This window comes from Ralstonia sp. NFACC01 (genome assembly GCF_900115545.1).
In the GTDB taxonomy this organism is placed as follows: domain Bacteria; phylum Pseudomonadota; class Gammaproteobacteria; order Burkholderiales; family Burkholderiaceae; genus Ralstonia; species Ralstonia mojiangensis.
In genome coordinates this window covers 1-25170 of the sequence record NZ_FOWV01000014.1, presented here as the reverse complement: position 1 = coordinate 25170, position 25170 = coordinate 1, and the positions used below count along the sequence as shown (strand labels likewise).

Here is a 25170-nt window from a genome sequence, read left to right as displayed (position 1 = left end):
CTTCATGATCCGCACGTTCCTGGCCACGGCATCGGCACTGGCCGCGTTGCCGGCGGCCGCGCTGGAGCCGGCCGAGGTGTTCGCCAAGGTCGCGCCCAGCATCTGGGAAGTGCGCGTGTCCAACGCCGCCGGGCAGCCGTTGGCCATCGGCAGCGCCGTGGTGATCGGCGATGGGTTGGCCGTGACGAACTGCCATGTGCTGCGCGGCGGCAAGCAGGTCAGCCTCAAGCGCGGCAACGCCAGCTTTGGTGCACGCCTGCTGTATCCCGATGTGCAGCGCGACCTGTGCCAACTGCGCGTTGCCGATTTCCACTACCCCTCCGTCACCATCGTGCCGAGCAGCATGCTGGTGACGGGGCAGAAGGTCTACGCAATCGGCAACCCGCTGGGGTTTGACCTGACGATCAGCGAGGGGTTGATCTCGTCGCTGCGGCATGACGACAACGGCGTGCTGACCGCGATCCAGACTTCGGCGGCGATTTCGCACGGCTCCAGCGGCGGTGGCCTGTTCGACAGCAATGCACGGCTGGTCGGCATCACGTCGCGCATGGTGTCCGCCGTTTACGGACAGAACCTGAATTTTGCGGCGCCCGCCGAGTGGATCAACGATGTGCCCGCCCGCGCGCAGAAGGCGCTGGCTGAGCGAGCGGCCGCAGCGTCGGCGGTGACGGCGAACACCACGCCTGCAGCGGCAACCGTGGCCGCCGCCGCGCCACAGCCGCGCAAGCCCGGTGAACTCGGCCCGAAATCGCAAGCTGCCTTTGGAGCGTATTTGCGCAAGCCGTGGCCGAAAATCTTCGTGGCCGCAGACGACGATCAATTCGTCTACGAGTGGGGCCAGAACGCTGAATTCCGTGCGGTGTCGTCGTGCAAGGAGCGTTATCAGAACTGCTCCATCTATGCCCGCGACGACACGGTTGTCGAGGCCAAATAAAGGCCCTCGCAACCCTGGGCATCGATGTAGCCCGGTTCAGGTCGGGCAATGAAGACATTAATATGTGAGCCGTTTGGCTGTGCCATGCCCCTTCAAGCGAGCCTGCGCAGTCATGCAAAAAAGTCGAATAGGAACCTGCGAACATGAATTGGACCGCAACCCGACCGATCCGCGTGATCGTGCTCGATGACCATGCGGTTGTCCGACATGGTCTGGCTGCGCGCCTGAAACAGGAAGCCGACATCGAGGTTTCCGGGATGTTTGCCTCGGGCCGCGAAATCGTGCGGGCACTCAAGGACAACACCTTCGAGGTGGATGTCCTGCTGATGGACTATTCGCTGGGGCCCACTGAGATCGATGGGCTGAACCTGATCCGCCTGATTCGCGTGCGCTACCCGGACTTGAAGATCCTGGTGGCCTCGGCGCATCACAACAAGGCGACGGTGGGCATGGTCATGCATGCCGGTGCGCGCGGGTTTGTCGGCAAGGAAGAGGAATTGTCGGAACTGGTGCGCGCCATTCGCACCGTGGCCGCGGGCGGCAAGCGCCTGAATGCCGCCCTGGCGGCCGAGATGGAGCACGATGCGCTTTCCGCCGATGCGCCCGCGCCCGCCGCCAATGGCACCAAGCTGTCGGCGCTACTCGATCGCTCCGAACTCAGCCCGCGCGAGCGCGAAGTGCTGCGCTGCTGCCTCGACGGCATGTCGGTCACGGACATTGCCGAGAAATTCGCGCGCAGCATCAAGACCATCAGCTCGCAAAAGCAATCCGCCTTTCGCAAGCTGGGTATCCGTACCGATACCGAACTGTTCAAGATCAAGCACGAGCTTGAGGGGCAGTAAGCGCTGAGCGGCGCCCCACACCCCACGCCCGAGCAACCCCTCCAGGCCGACAACGATGTCGGCTCAGAATACCGAACCGCGAACGCCTGAGTTGGTCAGGCGTTGTGCAGTACGCGCAGCAGCAGGTTCTCCAACTGCTTGACCTCGGCTTGCGAGAACCCGCGCAGCAGGTGGTTCAGCACGTCGATGATCAGCGGCCGGATCTCCGGATACAGCGCGCGGCCCTGCTCGGTGAGCGAGACCACCACCGAGCGACGATCTGCATCACTGGGCGCACGCTTGACGATGTTCTTCTTCTCCAGCCGATCGATCAATCGCGTCATCGCGCCCGGATCGTAGTGCAGCAGGCGCGATAGCTCGGCTGGCGTGGTGGCCAGGTCTTCGGCCAGATAGATGACGACCGTCCACTGCGCGGCCGTCAGGTCCAGCGATGACAGGGCACTGTCGATGTGCGTCACCAACGCGTGTCGGACCCGATGCACGAGTCGACCGATGTTGGTATCGCGGTCCATGGTGTCAAGCTGGTAGGCGCCTTCACTGGTGCTGGTGTCGGCGGCCTCAGGTGTCTGTACGTCGATGCTCATGGTGGTGCTCCCCGTTCTGCCGGTGATCCGGCTTGTAAGGCGCGCCGCGTTCCCGTAACGCTGGCGTGCTTCATTGCACACTAATCGTCGCTTGCCCAGGCCGTCAAGCCGGGATCGATACCGACGCAGATCGTCAAATCTCGTTGGATACCGCTGCAAAACGATTGCGGCTGCCAAGGGGCGGGGTGGTTCGTATCATGGTTGAAACGCCGCCGCCGAACCATGTGGCGTGGTGTGCTCCTCCTCCTCCATATTCCTTTTTTGAACGCCATGAACCTCCACCTTCAGAACAAGCTCGCACTCGTGACCGGCTCTACCAAGGGCATCGGTCATGCCATTGCTGTAGCACTGGCCGCCGAAGGCGCCGGCGTGATCGTCAACGGCCGCACCCAAACGTCTGTTGACGACGCGATTGCGCGCCTGCGCACCGAAGTGCCCGACGCCCAGGTCGAGGGCTTTGCCGGTGACCTGTCCAACCCGCAGCAGACGGAAGTGCTGCTCGGCCGCTTTCCCAAGGTCGACATCCTCATCAACAACCTCGGCATCTTCGACCCCAAGCCGTTTGAGGAAATCGATGACGCCGAATGGCAGCACTTCTTCAACGTGAACGTGCTGAGCGGCGCGCGTCTGTCCCGCGCGTATCTGCCTGGTATGCGCGCCCAGAACTGGGGCCGCATCGTGTTCATCAGCAGCGAAAGCGGCGTGCAGATCCCGGTGGAGATGATCCACTACGGCGTCACGAAGACTGCGCTGCTGGGCCTCTCGCGTGGGTTGGCCGAGCTGACTGCGGGCACGGCCATCACGGTGAATGCTGTGCTGCCGGGGCCGACGCGTTCCGAAGGCGTCGATGAGTTTGTCGAGAAGCTCTCCGGCGGCCAGAGCTTCGAAGCGTTCGAGAAGACTTTCTTCGAGACGGCGCGGCCGACCTCGCTCATCAAGCGGTTTGCCAGCACGCAGGAGGTGGCCAACCTGGTTGCCTATGTGGCGAGCCCGCTGTCGTCAGCCACCACGGGCGCCGCGCTGCGCGTGGATGGCGGCGTGGTGAAGTCGGCGTTCTAGAACGTCAGCCCTGACGAACGCACCATTCCGGCGCGCGGCCCCGGCTTTTACGCTGGCCGTGTCGCTGGCGCATGCCGGCGGGACAAGCCGGCAGCGCGTCTGTTCGCCCGTATCGTTGAGAACGCAGACCAGCCAGACCGAGCGTGTCCTCGCCCGTGCGCTGGCGGCATTCCTTCCACATCTTCGGAGTGATTGCCATGTCCCACTGCAAAGTCTACGGAACCAAACCTGACAACGGCCCCGGTCAACTGGCGGCCCAGGCTGCACGCGATCGCGTCAACCAGGCGCACGCCACCTGGGCCGTCACGCTGGCCTACGACAGCGGCACGACAACTGCTGTCTACACCTCCGCAGTCGCCACAGCCGACAACCTGGAGAAGGCGTTCGAAGCGGAATTCCCGCAGTACACGGTGGTCGGCTACTGAGCCGGGTACCGCCCGCCATGCGCGCCGAGGTGCCCTGGCGGGCACGCTGTGGCCACAAACATTGCAATCGGACGGCTGCCCGACACAATAAAAGTCGGATCGACTTTCGAGGATCGGGATGCAGGGCAGGAAGGTGGTGGGCAGCAAATGGATGGTGCGATGGGCGACATGGCTGGGGGTCGCTGCGTTGGCGTTCGGCGTTGCGACGGTTCGTGCACAGCAGCCGCTGACAACGCCCGCGCCTGCTGGTCCCCAGATCGCCTTCTACTACGGCCGCGATGTCCCCGTGGCTGAACTGCAAGCCTTCGACTGGGTTGTGCTGGACCCCGCCACGGCTGGCAGTTTCGATCCGAAGCAACCATCGCCCACGCTTTGGTTCGCTCGCGTAGATTTGACGCGGCAGACCGATGCGATGCGCTCAAGCGCCTGGCCTGCCAATGTGATCGACCAGGTTTTTGCGCCGCTGCTCGCGCAAGGCTATGCGGGCTTCCTGCTGGATGGGCTGGACGCGCTCCAGCGCAGCGCGCCCGATGCGGGCAACGGTATCGCGACACTGGCCCAGGCCCTGCACGCCCGCGCGCCGCAGACCAAGCTGCTGGCCGGTGGCACGGCTTGGCTCGAAACGCTCGCACCGCAGTTGTCCGGCGTGGTGACGGCAAGCCTGGTGCGTGAGCGCACCGGCGGCGAGGGCTTGCAGGATGTGGCCGATGCCGACCGCACTGCGCGCATCGCCACGCTGCGCAACATCGGCGCGCAGTACCACCTGCCCGCGGTGGCGCTCGATTACTGCCCCAACTACAACCGGGCCTGTCTGCGCGAGACCGCCAACGTGGCGCGTGCAGCGGGCGTCAGCAGCTACGCGACCACGCCGGCCGTCGACTTTATCGGTATCGGCCGGCTGGAAGTGATGCCGCGCCGCATCCTGCTGGTCGAGCCGCAGGAGCCCGGCACCAGCACCAACACCGCGCCGTCGGTGCTTTATCTGGCCATGCCGATCAACTATCTCGGCTATCGCGTCGAATTCGCCGACGCCAACAAGCCGTTGCCGGCCGTCACGCCCGATCGCTATGCGGGCGTCGTCACGTGGTTCGATGGCAACGCACCGCGGCCGAGCGCATGGGCGTCGTGGCTTCGGCGGACGATGGGCGCCGGCGTGCGTGTGGCGATGTTCAACCAGTTCGGGCTGAACATGGATGCGCCCACAGCGCAGATGTTCGATCTGCAAGCCGTGCCCGGCACGCCGGCGGGGCCCCTTGCCGTGGCCTCGCGCGATCCGATCATCGGCTTCGAGTTGCAGCCCCATCCTGATCGGCGGATGGCCGTGGGGGTGCAGGTCGATTCCAGCGTGGCGGGGGCGCAGTCGTTGCTGCGGCTGTCGGCCGGCAGTTACGCCTACGATGCGGCGGCCATCATGCCGTGGGGTGGTTATGTGCTGCAGCCGTTTGGTGTGTTTCGCATGCCCGATGTCGACCAGGCGCGCTGGGTGGTCCAGCCGCTCGATTTTCTGCGCCGTGCGTTGCAGCTGCCCGCCATGCCCGTGCCCGACACCACGACGGAGAACGGCCGCCGGCTGATGACCGTGCATATCGACGGCGACGGATTTGCCTCTCGCACCGAATTCCCGCCGAGCGAGTTTTCCGGCCAGGCGCTGCTGCGCGAGGTCCTGGACCGTTACAAGGTGCCGACCACCGTGTCCATCATCGAGGGCGAAGTGGCGGCCGACGGCGTGTACCCGAAGCTCACGCCGCAACTTGAGCCAATCGCGCGGACCCTCTTTGCGCAGCCCTACGTGGAACTGGCCAGCCACACGTTCTCGCATCCGTTCAACTGGCTGCGCACCACGAACCCGCCCGATCCGGCCTCCGCCGCAACGCCCGAAGGCAGCGACACGTCCTTCTCGTTGAAGATTCCCAATTACCGCTTCAGTTTCGACCGCGAGATCGCCGGCTCCATCCAGTACATCAACACGAAGCTGGCGCCGCCAGGCAAGCGCGTGAAGGTGCTGCTGTGGAGCGGCAACGGCCAAGTGCCGCCGATTGCCGTGCAAAAGACGGTCGAAGCCGGTGTGCTGAACATGAACGGCGGCGACACCTACATCACGCGCTCCAACCCGAGCTGGACGGCCGTGGCGCCGCTTGGCGTGGACAAAGGCGATGGCCTCTTCCAGGTATTTGCGCCCGACCAGAACGAGAACATCTACACCAACCTCTGGCACGGCCCGTATTACGGGTTCTCGCGGGCCATCGAAACGTTCGAACTGACCGACAAGCCTTATCGCTTCAAGCCGATCGGCATTTACTACCACATGTATTCGGGCACCAAGCTGGCTTCGCTCACCGCCTTGCGGCAGGTGTACGACTGGGCGGTCGCCCAGCCGGTCATGCCGATCTACGCGTCGGACTACATCCGCAAGGTGCTCGACTTCCGCGCCATCGCGATTGCGCGTGACGGCGATGCCTGGGTCGTGCGCGGCAATGGCGATCTGCGCACCGTGCGCTGGGCCGGCCCCGGTGTGCCGCGTCTTGCGGATGCGCGCGACGTGGCTGGCTACGCTGCGGGCCCGGGCGGCACCTACGTCCACTTGACCAGTGGCTCGGCGCGCTTCGCCCTGAACAGCGCCGCGCCAACGCAGCCTTACGTGCGCGATGCCAGCGGCCGGCTCTCGAACTGGCAACGCAGTGTGGATGGCCGCTCGCTGTCGGTCGATGTTGCCGGCTATACGCGGCCGTTCATCCGCTTTGCCAACGCAGCACGCTGCCGCGCCACGGTGGACGGCCGCGACGTGGGCGCCGCGCGCGGGGCTGACTGGCGCATCGAACTTGGCGCAGGCAACCCGGCCAAGCTCACGCCTCAGCATGTCGAGCTGACCTGCGACCGTTGACGTCCGGGATTGCAGACAGATGTCTGGTTTGCCAGACAAAGCGGTTTGTAAAACGTTTGCGCTCAAGCTTTTGCGGGTCGATCCGTTGTTAACTCGACTGACGACCCCAGGAAAAAAAGCATGAGAGCGTCTGCGCCCCTATCTGAAGTTACACAATTCCCTACGAGCCTTGGCACCCGGCTGGCCTTGATCGGCCTGATCGCCCTGGTGGCGGTGTTCGGCATGTTTGCCCTGGCGAACTCGCAATCGAGCCTGCGCATGCTTGAGGCCAATACGCAGTCGGCCATGCACAACCAGGAGGCGGCCATGCGCGACATGATCGGCCTGTTCGACGGCACCATGCGCACCGAGGCTGATCGTTTCCTGACCGCTTTTGCCGACGCCGCGCCAGGCCCCTACAGCGTGGACCCGGCGCAGACCGTGGAAGTGGCCGGCAAGCCGACGCCCACCTTCAAGAGCGGTGACACGGTACTGAACCTCAACTTCACCGTGCCCGACAAGTTCTTCGCGCGCACCGGCGGCACGATTGCCACCGTGTTTGCCCGCACCGGCGACGACTTCGTCCGCGTGACTACCTCGCTCAAGAAGGAAAACGGCGAACGCGCGATCGGCACGCTGCTCGACCGCGCCCATCCGAGCTACAAGGCGCTGATGGCCGGCGAGCCGTTCCGCGGCCTGGCGTGGCTGTTTGGCGTGCCCTACATGAGCAAGTACGAACCCGTGCGCGATGCGTCGGGCAAGGTGATCGGCGCGCTGTATGTTGGTGTGGACGTGCGCTCGGAACTGGCGCTGCTCAAGGACAAGATCCGCTCACACGGCATCGGCAAGACGGGTGGCTATTTCGTCATCGACGGCAAGCCCGGCACCGATCAGGGCAAAGTGCTGATCGACCACACGCAAGACCGCGAAGGCAAGAACCTGCTCGACGCCAAGGACGCCGGCGGCCAGACCTGGGTGCGCGAGATGATCGCGCGCAAGGACGGCACGCTGCGGCATACGCTGGCCGACACGGAAGGCGGTACCGCGCGCGAGCGCCTGACCGTCTTCACGCAATACCCCGACTGGCAGCTCGTGATTGCCGGCACGGCCTACGTGGATGAACTCAACGCCGATCTGGTGGCCGCCCGCAACCGGTTCCTGCTGCTGGGGCTGGCGCTCGGCGCGCTGCTGGCGGGCGGCTTGTACTGGATGCTGCGCCGTGCCGTGAGCGCGCCGCTGGCCGAGGTGGTGAACGTCGCGCAGCGTGTGGCTGCGGGTGATCTCACGCACCGCCTGCCCGCCACGCGCCGCGATGAGATCGGTCAGGTCATGCGTGCTGTCAACGGCGTCGGCGACGGCCTTTCGGGCATCGTCGACAAGGTGCGCGCCAGCGCCTCGACCATCGCGTCGAGCACTGGCCAGATCGCTGCCGGCAATGCCGATCTTTCCGCGCGCACCGAAGCGCAGGCCGGCAACCTTGAGCGTACCGCATCGAGCATCGAGCAACTGGCCGCCACCGTGCGCCAGAACGCCGAGAGCGCACACCATGCGCACGACATGGTGCAGTCCGCCAGCGAGGCGGCCAATGCCGGCGGGCAGACGGTCGAGCGGCTGGTCGGCACCATGTCGGGCATTCACGCCACGGCGCAGAAGATCGCCGACATCACCGGCATCATCGACGGTATCGCGTTCCAGACCAACATCCTCGCGCTGAACGCCGCCGTCGAAGCCGCCCGCGCAGGCGAACAGGGCCGCGGCTTTGCCGTCGTGGCCGGCGAGGTGCGCAGCCTCGCCCAGCGCAGCGCCGCCGCCGCTAAGGAGATCAAGGAATTGATCAGTCGCTCGGTCGAAGAAGTGCAGGCCGGCAACGAGGCCGCCCGCGGCGCCGGCGATGCCATGCAGGACATCGTGACGCGCGTGGAGCGCATCGCCGGTCTGATGGGCGAGATCAGCCACGCGTCGCGCGAGCAGTCGCAAGGCATCGAAGAGGTCAACCACGCGGTCACGTCGATGGACGAGGTGACGCAGCAGAACGCTGCGCTGGTCGAAGAAGCGGCCGCCGCCGCTGAAAGCCTGCGCCAACAGGCCCAGGAACTGCGCGGCGCGGTGGACGTGTTTCGGCTCGCCTGAGCCGGCAAGATGTCATGAATTGATGACGTGGCGTTGCAATCGGTACAAGGTTTGACGGGCAATCGTGCAAACCTGTACCGCGCGGAACCTGGCCCGCCCGGGGGACTCGCAGCATGGAACCCGCTCAGGTACCGCTCTCCATGTCCCCCGCAGATCCAGTCTTCCATTCCGTCGTCGCGATCGACGACCATCCGATCGTTCTTGAATCCATCCAGGCGCTGCTCGCCGGGTCGCCGCAGTTGCAGCTTGTGGCGACGGCGGCTGACGGCGCACGGGGGCTGCAGCTGATTCGTACGGCGCGCCCGAAGCTCGCCATCGTCGACATCAATCTGCCCAGCCTGGACGGTCTCGAACTTGTGCGCCGCGTGCGCGCGCAGCGCCACGACATCGGCCTGGTGGTCACGTCTGCCCAGACCACGGGCAACGAAGCGCGGCTCGCCTTCCTGGCGGGCGCCAACGCCTACGTGCCGAAATCTGAAGCGACATCCGCGTTGACGGCGGCATTGCTGCTGGCGGCGCGCGGCTACCTCTCGTTCCCTGCTTCCGCGATGGGGGCGGCGGAAGGCGCTGGCCTCACCACGCTCACCCAGCGCGAAATGCGCGTGAACCAACTGCTGGCCGAAGGCCATCGAAACACCGAGATCGCCAAGCGCCTGGGGATCTCGCCCAAGACGGTGTCCACCTTCAAGCACCGCATCTCCAGGAAGGTCGGACTCCCCGGCTGACTGATCGGCAAAGTTCACGGGCAAAAAAAGAGACCGCTGTTTAGGGCGGTCTCTTAAAGTCGATATGAAGCTGTGGAACTGTCATTCACGCTTCGGGGTGAATCATAGTCGAAAAGAAGCGCGCCTTAATCTTTAATTTTTATCATCGACTGGATGACTTTGTGGGTTTAATGGATTACTTCGTGTAAGGCATTGGATTGCCTTCTCGTAAGCCATGCTTACGGCTGTCTGCGTGCGGTCGCAGAGCATTGATTGATATGAATAATTTCGTCATCAATGCTTAGGTTTCATATTTACCACAGGCTATTTTTGAAAGTTCTGAATACGAGAAGTCGGAATACATAATGGCCGCCGATCGCAAATACCCGCGATAGTTTTTTTAAGGAAAACGATATGAAGATCAAGCTGTTTGCGGCCGCCGCTGCCGCTCTGGTTTCGGCTGGCGCATTCGCTCAATCGAGCGTGACGATGTACGGCGTGGTCGACGCTGGCGTCGAGTGGGTGAACAAGGCGCCGGGTAACGGCGGTTCTCGCGGTGCACTGCAGTCGGGCGGTATGTCCGGTTCGCGCTGGGGCCTGCGCGGCGCTGAAGACCTGGGCGGCGGCCTGAAGGGTATCTTCAACCTGGAAAGTGGTTTCAGTATTGATGACGGCAAGATGGGCCAGGGCGATCGTCTGTTCGGCCGTAACGCCTACGTCGGGTTGGAAGGCCAGTGGGGCCGACTGACCCTGGGTCGCCAGCAGAACCTGCTGTACGACTTCGCGCTGCAATACGACCCGATGGCAGTTTCGCGCTATTCGCTGGCTTCGCAGGACGCTGCCATGGCGGGGCGCGCAGACAACGCGGTGAAATACATGGGTACGTTCGGTGGCCTGACCGCTTCGGCGCTGTACTCGACGCGCAACGATGGCCAGGAGATTGCCGGCGCGAGCAAGCTGGGCCGCGAGTGGAGCGTTGGACTGAACTACGCGAATGGCCCGTTCTCCGTGGGTGCCGTGTATGACCAAATGAATGGGAATACGGACGTGCCCGCGGACTACGGCATTGCTTCCGACCTCAAGGTGCAACGCGCCACCATCGGCGGCACGTACGTTTATGGCCCGGCCAAGCTCTACGCGGGTTATCGTTGGCTCAATGCGACCCATCCGCTTGCATCCGAATCCGTACTGCGTTCGAACCTGTACTGGCTGGGCGCAGGCTACCAAGTGACGCCGGCTCTGGCGTTGACCGGTACGGCCTACTACCAGAACTTCAAGACCACCGGCGCCGGCAATCCCTGGCTGTTTGTCCTGAGCGGCGACTATGCGCTGTCCAAGCGCACCGACGCCTATCTGAACGTGGCTTACGCCAAGAACAGCAGCAATGCAGCTTTGCCGCTCGGTGTCGCTGGCCTCGGCGATGTGTTCACCAGCGCTGACGGCAGCAGCAACAACCAAATGGGTGCCATGGTCGGTATCCGCCACAAGTTCTAATCGGCATTCTGTCGGCTAGATATAGAAAACCCGGGCTTCAACCCGGGTTTTTTGTTGGCGCCTCCTTTGCGCGCCGCGTTCTAGTGCAGGATCACCCGCCGCACCACGGCCACCAGGGGCGGCCGAATCGAGCGCTCGAACCCCGGGCGCAGGCGCAAGGGCTTGAGCAACATCTTGGCCGCCATATCCAGCGGCAGATAGGAGCGCACCAACGCGCTGACGCGCGAGTTCAGTGCGCGGACATCGGCTTCGGGCACGTCCTCCTGCCCGCGCTCGATGCGCAGCACATTGCGCAGGGCGATCATCGAATCTTCATTCTTGATTTCACGCAGGCGTGAGGCGAGCGCCTTGAGCACGCGTGCGCGGCCGACGCCTTCGCTCGCGTTGCACTCGTTGAAGAAACGCAGGAAGTGTTTGTAATGTCGCACTTCATCAGCCGAGATGCGGCTGGCGAGGTCGCGCAGCACGGGTTCATCGGCTTCAGCCGCAGCTTGGGCGATGGCCCGATAGAAAGTGGCGGTGCCCATTTCGACGACGCAGCGCGCGACCATTTCCAACGCCTGCGTGGGTTCGAACTGGTCGACCGAACAGGTGACAGAGTATTCCTCGAAGAAGCGGGCGTAGCCGCGCTCCCAGTCGAACTCGGGCCAGACGGTTTCAACGTAGCGGCGCAGTGCACGGCCGTGCTGAAGCTCTTCGCGTTCCCAATGGTGGATCAGCCAGTGCGCGGTTTCGGGGCGATCGGCGTAGTACTGAGCGAGGTTGCCGGCATAGAGGTCGGAGCCGCTCTCCACAAACGACGCACTGGCAACAAGGTAGAACAGCGTGCCGTTTTCGCGTACGCGTGCTACGTCGATGCTGCCGTAAGCGATCTCCTGGACCGACCACGGCATGCGCTCGCTCTCAGATGTTTCCACATGAACCTGTGACAAGGCGCTTCCTCCGTCGGCAGTCTCGCAAAAAGCGGACCGTCTCTGCTATGAGAATGAAACATCACGTCCCATGTTTCAAGACAGATGTGCGCTTACAAAGGTTCCTAAAAGCAATCTTCTGCGTTGAAAGTGGTGAATGCGTCATGGCGATTGCGTCACCTTGGTGCGCGTCGCAGCGGTGGGTACGGTGCGTTTTCGCGCGCTTCGCAAGCCGTAGGCGAAGGCCACGAGTGCGACGAGGGCGGCCGTCACCATCGCCCATTCGACCGCTGCATAGCCGCCGCTGGCCCGCCAGAGCAGTGCGCCCAGCCAAGGGGCGCTGGCCTGCGCCAGCAGCACGGGCGTCATCATCAGGCCGTTGAGCGTGGCGTACTGGTTGCGCGAAACCAGCTCCGGCATCGCAATCGCGCGGACCATCGTGTTGATGCCGTTGGCTGCCCCGTAGACGAGCGCAAATACGATCAGTAGCGGCCCGCTGGACAGCGCCAGCAAGACGAGGGCTGCAGCCATGGCCCCGTACGTCCACGGTGCAATGCGCACCGGGTGCGCCGGGCGCGACCGCATCATGGCCAGCCGCCCGAGCACCTGGGCGGGACCGATAAGCGCCGCGATCAGCAACTGGCGACTGGTCGGCACGCCTTTCTCCGTCAACAGCGGAATCAGGTGCGCTCCGAGCACGGTGGCGATCAGGCTGGTGGCCACGAAGGCCAGCACCACCGCCCAGAACACCGGCAAGCGCAACACCATGCGCCATGCCGACGCATGCACCGCTGCTGCCGGGTCAAGCGCTGCTGCAGGGGCGAGCATGGGCGGCCGCACGCGCAGGCGCGCATGGATCGGCAAGCAGATCAGCACATGCGCCAGCGCAAAAAGCTGCAGCGTGTGCCGCCAGCCGAGGTGCTCCACGCCCCATTGCGCGAGCGGAATGCACAGCGTGCTGGAGAACCCGGCAATCAGCGTGAGGCCGATGATCGGGCGCTGGTACGCATCGCCAAACGCTTGGCGAAGCACGACGAAGGCGGGGTCGTAGAGCGTAGTGGCCATCGCCAAGCCCATCGGCAACCAGAGCAGCAGAAAGGCCGTCTCATCTGAGACAAATGACCACGCCAGCAGGCCGCCGGCCGCCAGTACCGTGCCTGCAGCCATCACGCGGCGCGCAGGCCAGCGGTCCAGCGCGCGCCCGACCCAGAACGAGCACAGCGCCCAGACCAGCAGCCCGAGAGAGAATCCGCCCGCCAAAAACGGCCGCGCCCACCCGAGCGTGTCGTGCATCGGCGCCAGAAACACGGTGAAGCTGAAGTACAGCGTGCCCCACGAGACCATCTGCGCGAAGCCGAGCAGCAACACAAGGCGCCGGCCCTCGGGCGAGCCGGGCGAGAACATGGAGTTCATGGAGGTGGGAGTGGTGGAGGCGGGCAGATCTGCGCGGCCAGAATCCATTCTATCGGCGCAGGTTGCGGCGCGCGTGCCCCCTGCGCAGGGCGCGCTCAGGAGGCATGGCCGTCGATCAGCATCCGCAAAGCTGCCGTGTCGACGACCTCCACCGTCCGGTAATGGCAGCGGATCCAGCCTGCGCGCTGCCACGCCTGCAGGTACTTGGAAATCGTCTGCCGCGAGCGTGCCAGCATGCGGCCCAGCTCTTCATTGCTGGCGGCGACGGTGCGGCCATCGCCGGCACGGGCGAGCTGCAGCAGCCGTTGGGCGAGCCGCGCATCGGCGGGCATTTCGCTGGCGTGCTCGAACTCGTCAAAGATCAGGCGGATGCGCTGGCAGAGCTGCTGCATCAGCGCCCACATGCCGGCGGGGTAGGCCGACACCACGCGCGCAAACGCCGCGCTGCCCAGCAGGATGAGCGTGGTCGGCCCCTGCGCATGGGCGCTGTGCGTGCGGCCACCGCCGTCGATGAGTGCGATCTCGCCAAACCATTCGCCCGCGCGCAGCACGCCGTAGACGAGTTCGCTGCCGCCGTCGGTCGTCCGGCTGATGCGCACGCGGCCGCGCACGATCAGGAACATGCCCTGCGCAGGGCCGCCGTGCGGGTGGATGCATTCGCCGTCAGGGTAGGTGACCAGGCGCGCGGTGGGTGCGATCTCGGCCAGCAGATCGGCGGGGGCGTCGCGCAGCCAGCCCTGCGCGAGCTGTGCGGGCGTGGGCGCGGCGGCGGTATGGGAGGCGTCTGCGGGCATGGCGGCAGGATGCGGCGAGGGCGGTCCGATCATTGTCAAACGCTTGACAGTCTGCATGCAAGCGCCGGGCAGAGAATGGTCCGCTAGCCGCGCAGCCAGCCATTCAAGAAATACGACGCGGCACCGACGCGACCATTCCGGCGACGAAGGAGACACCCCCAATGACTGATCCGAAGCACACTGCCCCGCGCGCAACGTTTTCCAACATGGAGCAAGGCACCCGCGAGGACTGGGCCGCCATCTCGGCCGAGTTCATGCCCTATGCCCGCGCATTGCCCGACCGCGTGCTCGCGCACCTGAAGCTGCTCGACGGCGATTGCGGCGGCTTCCCGATCGATCGTCTCGCGCATTCCCTGCAAACCGCCACGCTCGCCCACCGCGACGGCCGCGACGAGGAATATGTGGTCTGTGCGCTGCTGCACGACATTGGCGACACGCTGGGCAGCTTCAACCACCCGGACATCGCCGCGGCCATCCTCAAGCCGTTTGTGAGCCCGGAAAACCTGTGGATGGTCGAGAAGCACGGCATCTTCCAGGGCTACTACTTCTTCCACCATCTGGGGCTCGACCGCAACCTGCGCGAGCAGTACCGCAGCCAGCCCGAGCTGTTCGAGCGCACCGCCGAGTTCTGCGCCAAATACGACGCCGCGGCCTTCATGCCGGATTACGACAACCTGCCGCTGTCGTTCTTCGAGCCGATGGTGCGGCGCGTGCTGGCCAAGCCACGCAACTCTATCTACGTGAGGGAAGGCGAGAGCGAACTGTCGCAGCCGAAAGCCGCGGCAGCGTGATGTGCCGGCCTAGGCCTTCACCACATTGACGGGCGCGCCAGCCACCCAGGCCGCCACGTTAGCGAGCGTGGTGTCGGCAATGCCCGCCAGCGCCTCGCGCGTGAAGAACGCCTGGTGTGCGGTGACGATGACGTTGGGAAAGCTCAACAGCCGCGCCAGCACGTCGTCCTGCAGCACGTCGGCGGAGCGGTCTTCGAAGAACAGATCGGCCTCTTCTTCGTAGACGTCGAGCCCGAGGTGCCCGAGCTGGCCGCTCTTGAGCGCGTCGATCAAGGCGGGACTGTCGACCAGGCCGCCGCGGCTCGTGTTGATGAGCATGGCGCCCGGCTTCATGCTGGCGAGCGCGCTGGCGTCGATCAGGTGATGCGTGCCAGCGTTGAGCGGGCAATGCAGGCTGACGATATCGGCCTGCGCGAGCAATTCCGGCAGCGGCACGTAACGCACGCCCAGCGCCGCCAGCGACGGCTGCGGAAACGGATCGAATGCCAGCAACTGGCAGCCGAAGCCCGCCATGATGCGCGCGAACACCTGGCCGATCTGCCCGGTGCCGATTACGCCGACGGTCTTGCCCGCCAGGTCGAAGCCCAGCAATCCATCCAATGAGAAATCGCCTTCGCGCGTGCGATTGCAGGCACGGTGCAGCCGTCGGTTGAGCGTGAGGATCATGCCGACCGCATGTTCCGCCACCGCGTGCGGCGAATAGGCCGGCACGCGCACCACCGTCAGCCCCAGGCGCTGGGCGGCCGGCAGGTCGACGTGATTGAAGCCTGCCGAGCGCAGCGCGATCAGGCGCGTGCCGCCCGCTGCCAACGCTTCGAGCACTTCCGCGTTGAGCGCGTCGTTCACGAATGGGCACACCACTGCAAAGCCCGCTGCGAGGGACGCCGTTTGCGCATCAAGGTGCGCGCGCTGGAAAACGAGGTCGAAGCTGTGACCGCCGCGCGCGAGTGAGGCGCGGAAGCTGTCTTCGTCGTAACGGTGGCTGCTGAAAAAGAGGATGCGCATGGCGGTGGGGCAAGCGGACGTGATGCCTGCAGCTTACTCGCACCGCCCGGTGACGGCACTCAGAGCGTCAGGACGATGCGGCCATCCACCTTGCCGGCCTTCAGATCGGCGAACACCTGGTTGATGTTGTCGAGCTTGTCGCGGTGAATGTGGGCGCGTACCAGCCCCTCGGCGGCAAACTGCAGTGACTCTTGCAGATCACGCCGCGTGCCGACAATCGAGCCGCGTACCGTGATGCCATTGAGCACCGTGGAGAAGATCGGCAGCGGAAAATCGCCCGGTGGCAGGCCATTGAGCGAGATCGTCCCACCGCGCCGCACCATGCCCAGCGCTTGTGCAAAGGCACTGCGCGACACCGCCGTCACGAGCACGCCGTGCACACCGCCGATCTCTTTCTGAATCACGGCCGCGGGGTCCTGCTGCGAGGCATCGACGACGAGCTTTGCTCCCAACTCGCGAGCCAGCGCGAGCTTGTCTGGCGCCACGTCTACCGCCACCACGTGCAGGCCCATGGCGATCGCATACTGCACCGCCACGTGTCCCAGCCCGCCAATGCCGGAAATGGCGATCCACTGGCCGGGCCGCGTATCGGTCATGCGGATGCCCTTGTAGACGGTCACCCCCGCGCAGAGGATCGGTGCGATTTCTTCGAAACTGACCTGCGCGGGCAGGTGGCCGACGTAGTTCGGATCGGCCAGTACGTATTCGGCATAGCCGCCGTTGACGGAGTAGCCAGTGTTCTGCTGCTCGTGGCAGAGGGTTTCCCAGCCGCTCAGGCAGTGCTCGCAGTGGCCACAGGCGGTGTAGAGCCAGGGCACACCCACACGGTCGCCTTCCTTGACGGCGGTGACGCCTTCGCCCACCGCCGCCACATAGCCGACCCCTTCGTGCCCGGGGATGAACGGCAAGCTTGGTTTGACGGGCCAGTCGCCCTCCGCGGCGTGCAGGTCCGTATGGCAGACGCCCGAGGCCGCGATCTTCACAAGAATCTGCCCGCGCCCAGGTGTGGGAACCGGCACTTCCTCAATGCGCAAGGGTTCGCCAAACGCGTGGACAACCGCAGCTTTCATCGACTGGGCCATGAGACATCTCCTGGTTGGGGGGAGATACCAGTCTGGTCGACGCCTGCCCGGTGCGGGTTGATGTGAGTCAACCGCCAGGGCGACCGAGCGGGATCGGCAACACTGTTAGCATGCCGGCATCTTCAGTCTTTAAAACGAGCCGCTGCCTTGCCCGTCACTCCCACCTTCCTCTGGCACGACTACGAAACCTTCGGCGCCGTGCCGCGCCGTGATCGCCCAGCGCAGTTTGCCGGCATCCGCACCGATGCCGAACTGAACGAAATCGGCGAGCCGGTCGAACTGTTCTGCCAGCCGTCCAACGATTGGCTGCCCGATCCGGTGTCGTGCCTCATCACCGGCATCACGCCGCAGCAGTGCGCCCGGCAGGGCATTCCGGAATACCGGTTCGCCCAGGCCATCGAGCGTGAACTCGGCACGCCCGGCACCATCGGCGTCGGCTACAACACCATCCGCTTTGACGACGAGGTGACGCGCCACCTGTTCTGGCGCAACCTGATCGACCCGTACGCACGCGAGTGGCAGAACGAATGCGGGCGCTGGGATCTGCTCGACGTGGTGCGCACCACGTGGGCCCTGCGCCCCGAAGGCATCCAATGGCCGACCCACGAAGACGGCCGGCCGAGCTTCAAGCTGGAGCATCTGTCCAAAGCCAACGGCCTGGTGCACGATGCGGCGCACGATGCGGTATCCGATGTGCGCGCGACGATTGCGCTGGCGCGCCTCATTCGCAACGCACAGCCGCGCCTGTTCGATTTTTGCCTGGCGTTGCGCAAGAAAGATCGCGTGGTGGCCGAGATCGGCGATGCGCCGCGGCCGCTGCTGCACATTTCGGGCATGTACGGCGTGGAGCGCGGCTGCATGGCCGTGGTGTGGCCGCTGGGCGGGCACCCGACCAACAAGAACGAATTGATCGTGTGGGATTTGGCGTTCGACCCGTCCGAGCTGTTCCACATGGACGTTGCGACGATCCGGGAGCGCATGTTCACGCGTACGGCTGACCTGGCCGAAGGCACCACACGCCTGCCGATCAAGTCGATCCACATCAACAAGTCGCCCATCGTCATCAGCAACATGAAGACGTTGCAGCCCGCGCAGGCAGAACGCTGGGGCATCGACTTCGCCACCATTGAACGCCACGCCGCCATCGCGCAGGGGGCGCCGGACATGCGCGACACGTGGCGCCAGGTGTACGCCCGCGAGTTGGAGCCGATTGAAGACGTCGACCAGAACCTCTACGGCGGATTTGTCGGCAACGACGACCGCCGCATGCTCAACGAGCTGCGCACGCTCAGCGGCGAACAACTCGCGCGCCTGCATGCGGACTTTGCCGATGCACGCCTGCCCGAGTTGCTGTTCCGCTACCGCGCACGCAACTTCCCCGAGACGTTGAACGAAGAGGAATACGAGCAGTGGGAGCAGTTGCGCGCCGAGCGGCTGTTCGAAGGCCGTGACGGCTACATGACCTTCGAAATTTTCGGCGAGCGGCTTCAACAGTTGGGCGCGGAAGCGGCGGAGAACGGCGACACGCGTGCGCAGACCATCCTGCAGGATCTGTACGACTACGCGCAGCAGATCGTGCCGGGCTGACGAAGCCGACGCATCAAGAAAAACGGAGGCCGAAGCCTCCGTTTTTTATTGGCGTTGCCGAACGCTTGGCGCCGATCAGGCCGCCCGCTGTGCCGCCGCCGGATCGCGCCATTGCGCGAGCAGCTTGTTCCAGCGGATGCGCGCCGCAGCCAGGTTGGCCTCCTTCACATGGCCGAAGCCGCGGATGTCCTCCGGCAGGCGGGCCAGTTCCAGGGCCTGAGCCAGCTTGTCAGCGGTCAGTCCCTTCACCAGCTCATCGACCAGTGCTCGGTATTCGCCGATCAGCGCGCGCTCGGTGCGGCGCTCTTCGGTCTTGCCGAAGATGTCGAACGCCGTGCCGCGCAGGCCCTTGAACTTGGCGAGCAGCTTGAAGACGCGCATCGTGTTCGGACCGAAGCGTTGCTTGACCAGGTGCCCCTTCTCGTCACGCTTGGCAATCATGGGCGGCGCAAGCCAGAAGTTGAGCTGGTAGTCGCGGCCGGGCTCGCCTTCGAACTGCGCGCGCAGCTTGTCGAGGAATGCCGGGTCGGTGTACAGGCGAGCGACTTCGTATTCGTCCTTGTACGCCATCAGCTTCGACAGGTTGCGCACCACAGCTTCCGTGAACGCCAGCGGTTGGCCGGCACCCACCACGGCAGCTTCCGCTGCACGCACGCGTTCCACCACCGCGCGGAACTCAGCGGCATACGCTGCGTTCTGGTACGCGGTCAGCAGATCAACGCGGCGGGCGATCAGCGTGTCCAGCGAAGGCAGGGCGATGACGTCGGCTTTGGCACGCGGCGCATCGCCGGCGAGCTTGAGCACCGCATCGCGGTCTTGCGCGAGGTGGCGGCCCCATTCGAACGCGGTCTTGTTCTTCTCGACGGCCACGCCGTTGAGTTCGACCGCGCGGATGAGCGCGTCGTGTGTCAGCGGAAGCCAGCCTTTCTGCCACGCAAAGCCCAGCACGAGTGGGTTGGTGTAGATGGCGTCGCCCAGCAAGCGCACGGCCAGCGTGTTGGCGTCTTCAAATGCGCAGGCGTCGCCGATGGCCGCACGGATATCCGCCTCGGCCGAGCTGCCCGGGAAGCGCCAGTTCGGGTTCTTGATGAAGTCAGCTGTGGGCGATGCGGTGCTGTTGACGATGGCGCGCGTCTGACCGTGCTGCACTTTCGACAGCACTTCGTCTGATGCCGAGACAATCGCGTCGCAGCCGATCACGAGGTCCGCCTCGCCCATGGCGATGCGCGTGGCGTGAATCGAATCCGGACGCTCGCCGATCTGCACGTGCGAGAGCACGGCGCCGCCTTTCTGCGCCAGGCCCGCCATGTCGAGCACGGTCACGCCCTTGCCTTCGATGTGCGCGGCCATGCCGAGCAGGCCACCGATGGTGACCACGCCCGTACCGCCCACCCCGGTCACCAGCACGCCATACGCGCGTTGGATGGCAGGCAGCTCAGGATGCGGCAGCAGCGGCAGGCCTTCCATCGACACGCCGTGCGATTCCGGCTTGCGCACCTGCGCACCTTCAGCCGTCACGAAGCTCGGGCAGAACCCGTTCACGCACGAAAAGTCCTTGTTGCAGGACGACTGGTTGATCTTGCGCTTCGTGCCCAGCTCCGTTTCCAGCGGCTCGACCGACAGGCAGTTCGACTTGACCGAGCAATCGCCGCAGCCTTCGCACACCGCGTCGTTGATGAACGCACGGCGTGCCGGGTCGGCCATCGTGCCGCGCTTGCGACGACGACGCTTCTCGGTGGCGCAGGTCTGGTCGTAGATCAGCACGCTGGTGCCTTGCACCTCGCGCAGCTCGCGCTGAATCGCGTCGAGCCGGTCGCGGTGGTGCACCGTCACGCCTTCGGGCAGCTTGATGGCGGCGTTGTACTTCTCGGGCTCGTCCGTGACGATGACGATGCGCGATGTGCCTTCCGCATGCACCTGTGCGGCGATCTGCGGCACCGACAGCGGGCCGTCGACCGGCTGGCCGCCGGTCATGGCCACGGCATCGTTGTAGAGAATCTTGTAGGTGATGTTCACCTTGGCGGCGATCGATGCGCGAATCGCCAGCAGGCCCGAGTGGTAATACGTACCGTCGCCCAGGTTGGCGAACACGTGCTGATCGCCCGAGAACGGCATCTGGCCGATCCACGCCACGCCTTCGCCGCCCATCTGGCTGAAGGTGTCGGTGCGGCGGTCCATCCACACGGTCATGTAGTGGCAACCGATGCCGGCCAGCGCGCGCGAGCCTTCGGGCACGTTGGTCGACGTGTTGTGCGGGCAGCCCGAGCAGAACCACGGCTTGCGCTCGGCGGTAACGCGCGGCTTGGCAAGCGCCTTCTCTTTGGCGTCGATGATGGCGATGCGCGAGGCGATGCGTGCGCGCACGTCCGACGGCAGCTCGAACTTTTCCAGACGTGTGGCGATGGCGCGGGCGATCAGCGCAGGCGACAGTTCGTAGTGCGCCGGTAGGAGCCAGTTGGCCATCGGCACCGACCATTCGCCGCCGGCGTTGTCGCGCTCGTCAAACTTGCCGTACACGCGCGGGCGCACGTCGTCGCGGTAGTTGTACAGCTCTTCCTTCAGTTGGTATTCGAGGATCTGGCGCTTCTCTTCCACCACCAGGATCTCTTGCAGCCCTTCGGCAAAGGCCCGCGCGCCGTGCGCTTCCAGCGGCCACACGCAGCCGACCTTGTACAGGCGGATGCCGATGCGGCGGCAGGTTTCCTCATCGAGGCCGAGGTCGACCAGCGCCTGACGCACGTCGAGGTACGCCTTCCCGGCCGTCATGATGCCGAAGCGCGCCTGCGGCGAATCGAGCACCACGCGGTCGAGCTTGTTGGCACGCACGTAAGACAGGCCGGCGTACCACTTGTAGTCGAGCAGGCGCGCTTCCTGCACCAGCGGCGGATCGGGCCAGCGGATGTTCAGCCCGCCCTGCGGCATGACGAAATCTTCCGGCAGGATGATCTGCGCGCGGTGCGGATCGACATCCACCGAAGCTGACGATTCCACCACATCCGTCACGCACTTCATCGAGACCCACAGGCCGGAGTAGCGGCTCATCGCCCAGCCATGCAGGCCGTAGTCGAGGTATTCCTGCACGTTGGACGGATACAGCACCGGAATGCCGGCCGCCTTGAAGACGTGTTCGGACTGGTGCGCCAGCGTGGACGACTTGGCGGCGTGGTCATCGCCTGCCAGCACCAGCACGCCGCCGTGCGCGGACGAGCCGGCCGAGTTGGCGTGCTTGAACACGTCGATCGTGCGGTCCACGCCCGGCCCCTTGCCGTACCACATGCCGAACACGCCGCTGAACTTCGCGTTCGGATACAGATTGACCTGCTGCGAGCCCCAGACCGCCGTGGCGGCCAGGTCTTCGTTGAGCCCCGCCTGGAAGACGATGTTGTGCCCCGCCAGATGCTTCTTGGCTTTCCACAGGGCCTGGTCCAGCGCACCCAGCGGCGAGCCGCGGTAGCCGGAGATGAAGCCCGCCGTGTTCAGCCCAGCGGCGCGGTCGCGCTCCTGCTGCAGCATCGGCAGACGCACCAGTGCCTGCGTGCCGCTGATGTAGATGCGGCCACGCTCAAGCGTGTACTTGTCGTCCAGGGAAACGGTTTCGAGCGCGCGGCGTAGCGCGTCGTTCAGAGGGGCATTCATGCGTGCTCCGGGTGGGTGTGTCGGGATCACCGACAGCAGGTCTCTTTTGGTGCCGCCTGCGCCGCTTCTTGTGGAAACTGGCAGACAGCCGTGGGTCGAGGCATCGTAGCATCGCGTGACATTCCGAACACCGTGCAACGCAGCAAGAATGGGGGTGGGTTTTCCCTTGGTTGTGGCGTCCGGTGCATGCATGCACAGCGCTGGACGACGGGGTTGCACCGGTTGTGCGGTGCATGCAACGTTTGCGGCAAAGCCGGCCGGGCAATGCGCTTTCGCGACGCACCGCCACGGTCGGAATCAATTCGCGAGGCGTTCGATGACTTCCCGCATGCGGACGACAAGCCCGTCCATTGCTTGGGCAGGCACATTCCCATAGCCCAGCACCAGGCCGTTGTACTGCGCGGTGAAGGTTCCCGGCAGGCAGAAGCGCGACAGCGGGCGCAGCACCATGCCGTGCTCGCGTGCGGCGCGGCTGACTTCGGTATCGCGCACCGGCGCGTCGAGCCGTGCCGAGAGGTGCATGCCGCCTGCGCCGCCCGACACCGTCACCACACCGTCGAGGTGCCGTTCGATGGCCGTCTGCAGCGCATCGCGGCGCTCGCCGTACAGACGACGCATGCGCCGCAGGTGCCGCGTGAAATGTCCCGCCTCGATGAACTCGGCCAGCGCGAGCTGCTCGGCTACGCGCCCGCGCAACATCAGCGCACCTGCCGTCTTTTTCAGCACGGGCGCCAGCGCGGGCGGCACGACCATATAGCCGAGGCGCAGTGCCGGGAAGAGCATCTTGCTGAACGTGCCGAGATAGATGACCGGCGCATCTTCGGTCAGGCCCTGCACGGCCGATAGCGGCGCACCCGTGTGGCGGAACTCGCTGTCGTAGTCGTCTTCGATGATCCACGCGCCGGCTGCGCATGCGTGCTGGATGAGCGCGAGACGGCGCTCCAGACTCATCACCGCGCCCAGTGGGTATTGGTGCGACGGTGTGATGTAGATGAGCTTGGGTGGCGTATCGTGCCAGTCTTCCTCGCGCGGGGCGAGGCCATCGGCGTCGACGCTGATCGGTACCAATCGCATGTCTGCGGCCTGCAAGGCGGCGCGCGCACCGTAGTAGCCGGGGTTTTCGATCCACGCGGTATCGCCCGCATCCGCGAGCGTACGGGCGCACATGTCGAGACTGTTCTGCGTGCCGTCGGTGATGAACACCTGCGACGCGTCGCAGCGCACGCCGCGTGAAACGCGGAGGTATTCCGCCACGGCCTGGCGCAGGGCGACATTGCCTTCGACCGGGCCGTAGCCCATCTGCCCAGGTCCGATGCGACGCCATCCGCGTTCCATGCAGCGGCGCCATTGCGCCAGCGGGAATTCATCCAGTGCGGGCGTGCCGGGCAAGAAGGGCAGCAGGTCGTCCATGCCGCCGCGCGGGCGTTCGAGGTCTTTCACGCGGCGCGACAGCTGGCCCGGGGCTGCGGGCGCTTGCGCGGGCGTCTGCTGCAGGCCGACGCGCGCTACCACCGTGCCTTGCCGTCGGCTGAGCACAAAGCCCTCCGTGGCGAGTTGCTCGTAAGCGTAGAGCACCGAGTTGCGCGCGATGCCCAGCTCTTCGGCCAGCGTGCGCGATGGCGCCAGGCGCGTGCCTTCCTCGATCTGTCCGCTGAGGATGGCTGCACGCAGGCAGGCATATAGCCGATGCTGCTGTGATGCGCGGGCTACGCCCTCGCCGTGCATCGCGGTGCGTTCGTAGTTCGACAGCAGGACGCCGTAATCCATCGTGGCTCCAAGACTCTGCATTTTGGTGGGTCTATGCATGGTGCCACGGTTTTTTTATCGTCGGCATGTCGATTACGATTTCGGAGCCTTGCATGTCGAGCACAGAACCCACATCGCCCACCGCGCGCACCCGCGTGCGCCGCGTCGCGCACCGCGGCCATTACGACCGCACCACGCTGCATGCCATCCTCGACGAGGCCTACGTCTGCCACATCGCCTTCGCCGACGAGCATGGCGTGCATTGCATCCCGACCGCGTGCTGGCGCGAGGGCGATCACCTCTACATCCATGGTTCCAACGGCAGCCGCATGCTTAAGCTGGCCGGCAGCGGGGCGCAGGTCTGCGTGACCATCACGCACATCGATGGCTTGGTGCTGGCGCGCTCGGCGTTCAACCATTCGATGAACTATCGCTCGGCGGTCATCTATGGCGCGTTCGAAGTCGTGCCCGATGCGCAGAAGCCTGCGGTGCTCGATACCTTCATGGAAGTCCTCGCGCCGGGCCGTTCGCAACAGGCACGGCCCGGCAATACCAAGGAGCTTGCCGCCACGACCGTGCTGCGCATTCCGTTGGATGAGGCTGCGTGCAAAGTGCGCACGGGTGGTCCGAAGGACGATGCTGAGGACCTTGACCTGCCTGTGTGGGCTGGTGTGCTGCCGATGGCGCTGCTGCCGCTGCCGCCTGTTGTGGAGGCGGCGCCAGCAGGCACACCCAGCTACGTGCGGGAGTGGAAGGACAGTGCCCGCGCGCCGGTGGGGGATGTGGTGATGTCGTGACGTCTGTGGGGTGCTAGTTGTTTTTGTTTTGGTCGTGGTGGTGCATCCCTTGTTTCATCCCCTGCCGGGGCTGACTCACTTTCTTTGGTCTTGCCCAAAGAAAGTAAGCAAAGAAATGCGCGCCCGAGATGGCGACCCCCTCCTTGAATTTCTGTCGCAGGGAGGGGAAGGGAAAAACTCGCTTCGCTCAGACAGTTTCCCTTCCTTTTTCCTCCCTGCAACAGAAATTCAAGGCGCCATCTGGGGCAGGGAAAGTCAACAAACAAAAGCCAAACCTTCTGGGCGCCAGCCCAAACGACAAGGCCAACCGCGCGATGGGTTGGCCTTTCTCTTTTGACGTTGAGCCCTTGATGGCGCCTTGAATTTTTGTGAGCGG

Annotated in this window: 20 protein-coding genes; 11 read left to right on the top strand and 9 right to left on the bottom strand. The window is 64.9% G+C overall.

The features are described from left to right. Nucleotides 1-4 precede the first annotated feature (4 nt). Nucleotides 5-934, top strand: a complete 930-nt coding sequence (locus tag BM136_RS23660) for a S1C family serine protease (RefSeq protein ID WP_092976667.1) — start codon at nt 5-7, stop codon at nt 932-934. Between the two features lie 143 nt (nt 935-1077). Beyond that, nucleotides 1078-1776, top strand: coding sequence for a response regulator (locus BM136_RS23655; protein WP_092976548.1), 699 nt, complete (start codon nt 1078-1080; stop codon nt 1774-1776). 95 nt (nt 1777-1871) lie between these two features. On the opposite strand, the gene BM136_RS23650 is transcribed toward BM136_RS23655, so the two are convergent. Beyond that, on the bottom strand, nt 1872-2360 hold the full coding sequence (locus BM136_RS23650) for a MarR family winged helix-turn-helix transcriptional regulator (protein ID WP_092976545.1): 489 nt from the start codon (nt 2358-2360) through the stop codon (nt 1872-1874). Between the two features lie 270 nt (nt 2361-2630). Here BM136_RS23650 and BM136_RS23645 point away from each other — a divergent pair, with 270 nt between their 5' ends. From BM136_RS23645 to BM136_RS23620, 6 genes are all read left to right on the top strand, one after another. Further along, the gene (locus BM136_RS23645; RefSeq protein ID WP_092976664.1) at nt 2631-3419 is read left to right on the top strand and encodes an SDR family NAD(P)-dependent oxidoreductase; all 789 of its coding nucleotides are present in this window, start codon (nt 2631-2633) and stop codon (nt 3417-3419) included. A 197-nt stretch (nt 3420-3616) separates the two neighbouring features. Then, nucleotides 3617-3844, top strand: a complete 228-nt coding sequence (locus BM136_RS23640; protein WP_092976661.1) for a hypothetical protein — start codon at nt 3617-3619, stop codon at nt 3842-3844. A gap of 118 nt (nt 3845-3962) precedes the next feature. Next, a complete protein-coding gene (locus tag BM136_RS23635) occupies nt 3963-6725 on the top strand; it encodes a bifunctional glycoside hydrolase/polysaccharide deacetylase family protein (protein WP_092976543.1) in 2763 nt (920 codons plus the stop codon). 120 nt (nt 6726-6845) lie between these two features. After that, nucleotides 6846-8834 (top strand): methyl-accepting chemotaxis protein, encoded by a 1989-nt coding sequence (locus BM136_RS23630; protein ID WP_092976540.1) that lies wholly within the window; start codon nt 6846-6848, stop codon nt 8832-8834. Nucleotides 8835-8974: 140 nt separating this feature from the next. Beyond that, nucleotides 8975-9559 carry a response regulator transcription factor gene (locus BM136_RS23625; protein ID WP_092976537.1) on the top strand — a complete coding sequence of 195 codons (585 nt, stop codon included), beginning with the start codon at nt 8975-8977 and terminating at the stop codon, nt 9557-9559. Between the two features lie 393 nt (nt 9560-9952). After that, complete coding sequence (locus BM136_RS23620; protein WP_092976534.1) at nt 9953-11032, top strand: porin; 1080 nt, start codon at nt 9953-9955, stop codon at nt 11030-11032. 80 nt (nt 11033-11112) lie between these two features. Here the strand turns inward: BM136_RS23620 and BM136_RS23615 are convergent, their stop codons facing one another. The 3 genes from BM136_RS23615 to BM136_RS23605 all read right to left on the bottom strand — a co-directional run bounded on the left by BM136_RS23615 (nt 11113) and on the right by BM136_RS23605 (nt 14183). After that, entirely contained in the window at nt 11113-11925 is an 813-nt protein-coding gene (locus tag BM136_RS23615; protein WP_092976531.1) for a ferritin-like domain-containing protein, read from the bottom strand. A 180-nt stretch (nt 11926-12105) separates the two neighbouring features. Further along, entirely contained in the window at nt 12106-13356 is a 1251-nt protein-coding gene (locus BM136_RS23610; protein ID WP_092976528.1) for an MFS transporter, read from the bottom strand. Between the two features lie 95 nt (nt 13357-13451). Beyond that, entirely contained in the window at nt 13452-14183 is a 732-nt protein-coding gene (locus tag BM136_RS23605; protein ID WP_092976658.1) for a Crp/Fnr family transcriptional regulator, read from the bottom strand. A 128-nt stretch (nt 14184-14311) separates the two neighbouring features. Between BM136_RS23605 and BM136_RS23600 the strand changes: the two genes are divergently transcribed. Continuing rightward, complete coding sequence (locus tag BM136_RS23600; RefSeq protein ID WP_092976525.1) at nt 14312-14941, top strand: HD domain-containing protein; 630 nt, start codon at nt 14312-14314, stop codon at nt 14939-14941. Between the two features lie 9 nt (nt 14942-14950). On the opposite strand, the gene BM136_RS23595 is transcribed toward BM136_RS23600, so the two are convergent. Further along, nucleotides 14951-15946, bottom strand: coding sequence for a 2-hydroxyacid dehydrogenase (locus BM136_RS23595; protein WP_092976522.1), 996 nt, complete (start codon nt 15944-15946; stop codon nt 14951-14953). Nucleotides 15947-16005: 59 nt separating this feature from the next. After that, nucleotides 16006-17028 carry an alcohol dehydrogenase AdhP gene (gene adhP, locus BM136_RS23590; protein ID WP_092976519.1) on the bottom strand — a complete coding sequence of 341 codons (1023 nt, stop codon included), beginning with the start codon at nt 17026-17028 and terminating at the stop codon, nt 16006-16008. Nucleotides 17029-17175: 147 nt separating this feature from the next. Here adhP and sbcB point away from each other — a divergent pair, with 147 nt between their 5' ends. Then, nucleotides 17176-18615 (top strand): exodeoxyribonuclease I, encoded by a 1440-nt coding sequence (sbcB, locus tag BM136_RS23585; RefSeq protein WP_092976516.1) that lies wholly within the window; start codon nt 17176-17178, stop codon nt 18613-18615. A gap of 75 nt (nt 18616-18690) precedes the next feature. Here sbcB and BM136_RS23580 read toward each other — a convergent pair whose 3' ends face one another. Then, entirely contained in the window at nt 18691-22251 is a 3561-nt protein-coding gene (locus BM136_RS23580; protein ID WP_092976513.1) for an indolepyruvate ferredoxin oxidoreductase family protein, read from the bottom strand. A gap of 297 nt (nt 22252-22548) precedes the next feature. Further along, entirely contained in the window at nt 22549-24018 is a 1470-nt protein-coding gene (locus BM136_RS23575) for a MocR-like pyridoxine biosynthesis transcription factor PdxR (RefSeq protein ID WP_092976510.1), read from the bottom strand. Between the two features lie 65 nt (nt 24019-24083). On the opposite strand from BM136_RS23575, the gene BM136_RS23570 reads away from it, so the two are divergent. Then, nucleotides 24084-24794 (top strand): pyridoxamine 5'-phosphate oxidase family protein, encoded by a 711-nt coding sequence (locus tag BM136_RS23570; RefSeq protein WP_092976507.1) that lies wholly within the window; start codon nt 24084-24086, stop codon nt 24792-24794. Nucleotides 24795-24981: 187 nt separating this feature from the next. Here the strand turns inward: BM136_RS23570 and BM136_RS25525 are convergent. Beyond that, the coding region (locus BM136_RS25525) for a hypothetical protein (RefSeq protein ID WP_217649369.1) at nt 24982-25170 on the bottom strand (189 nt) is incomplete at its 5' end.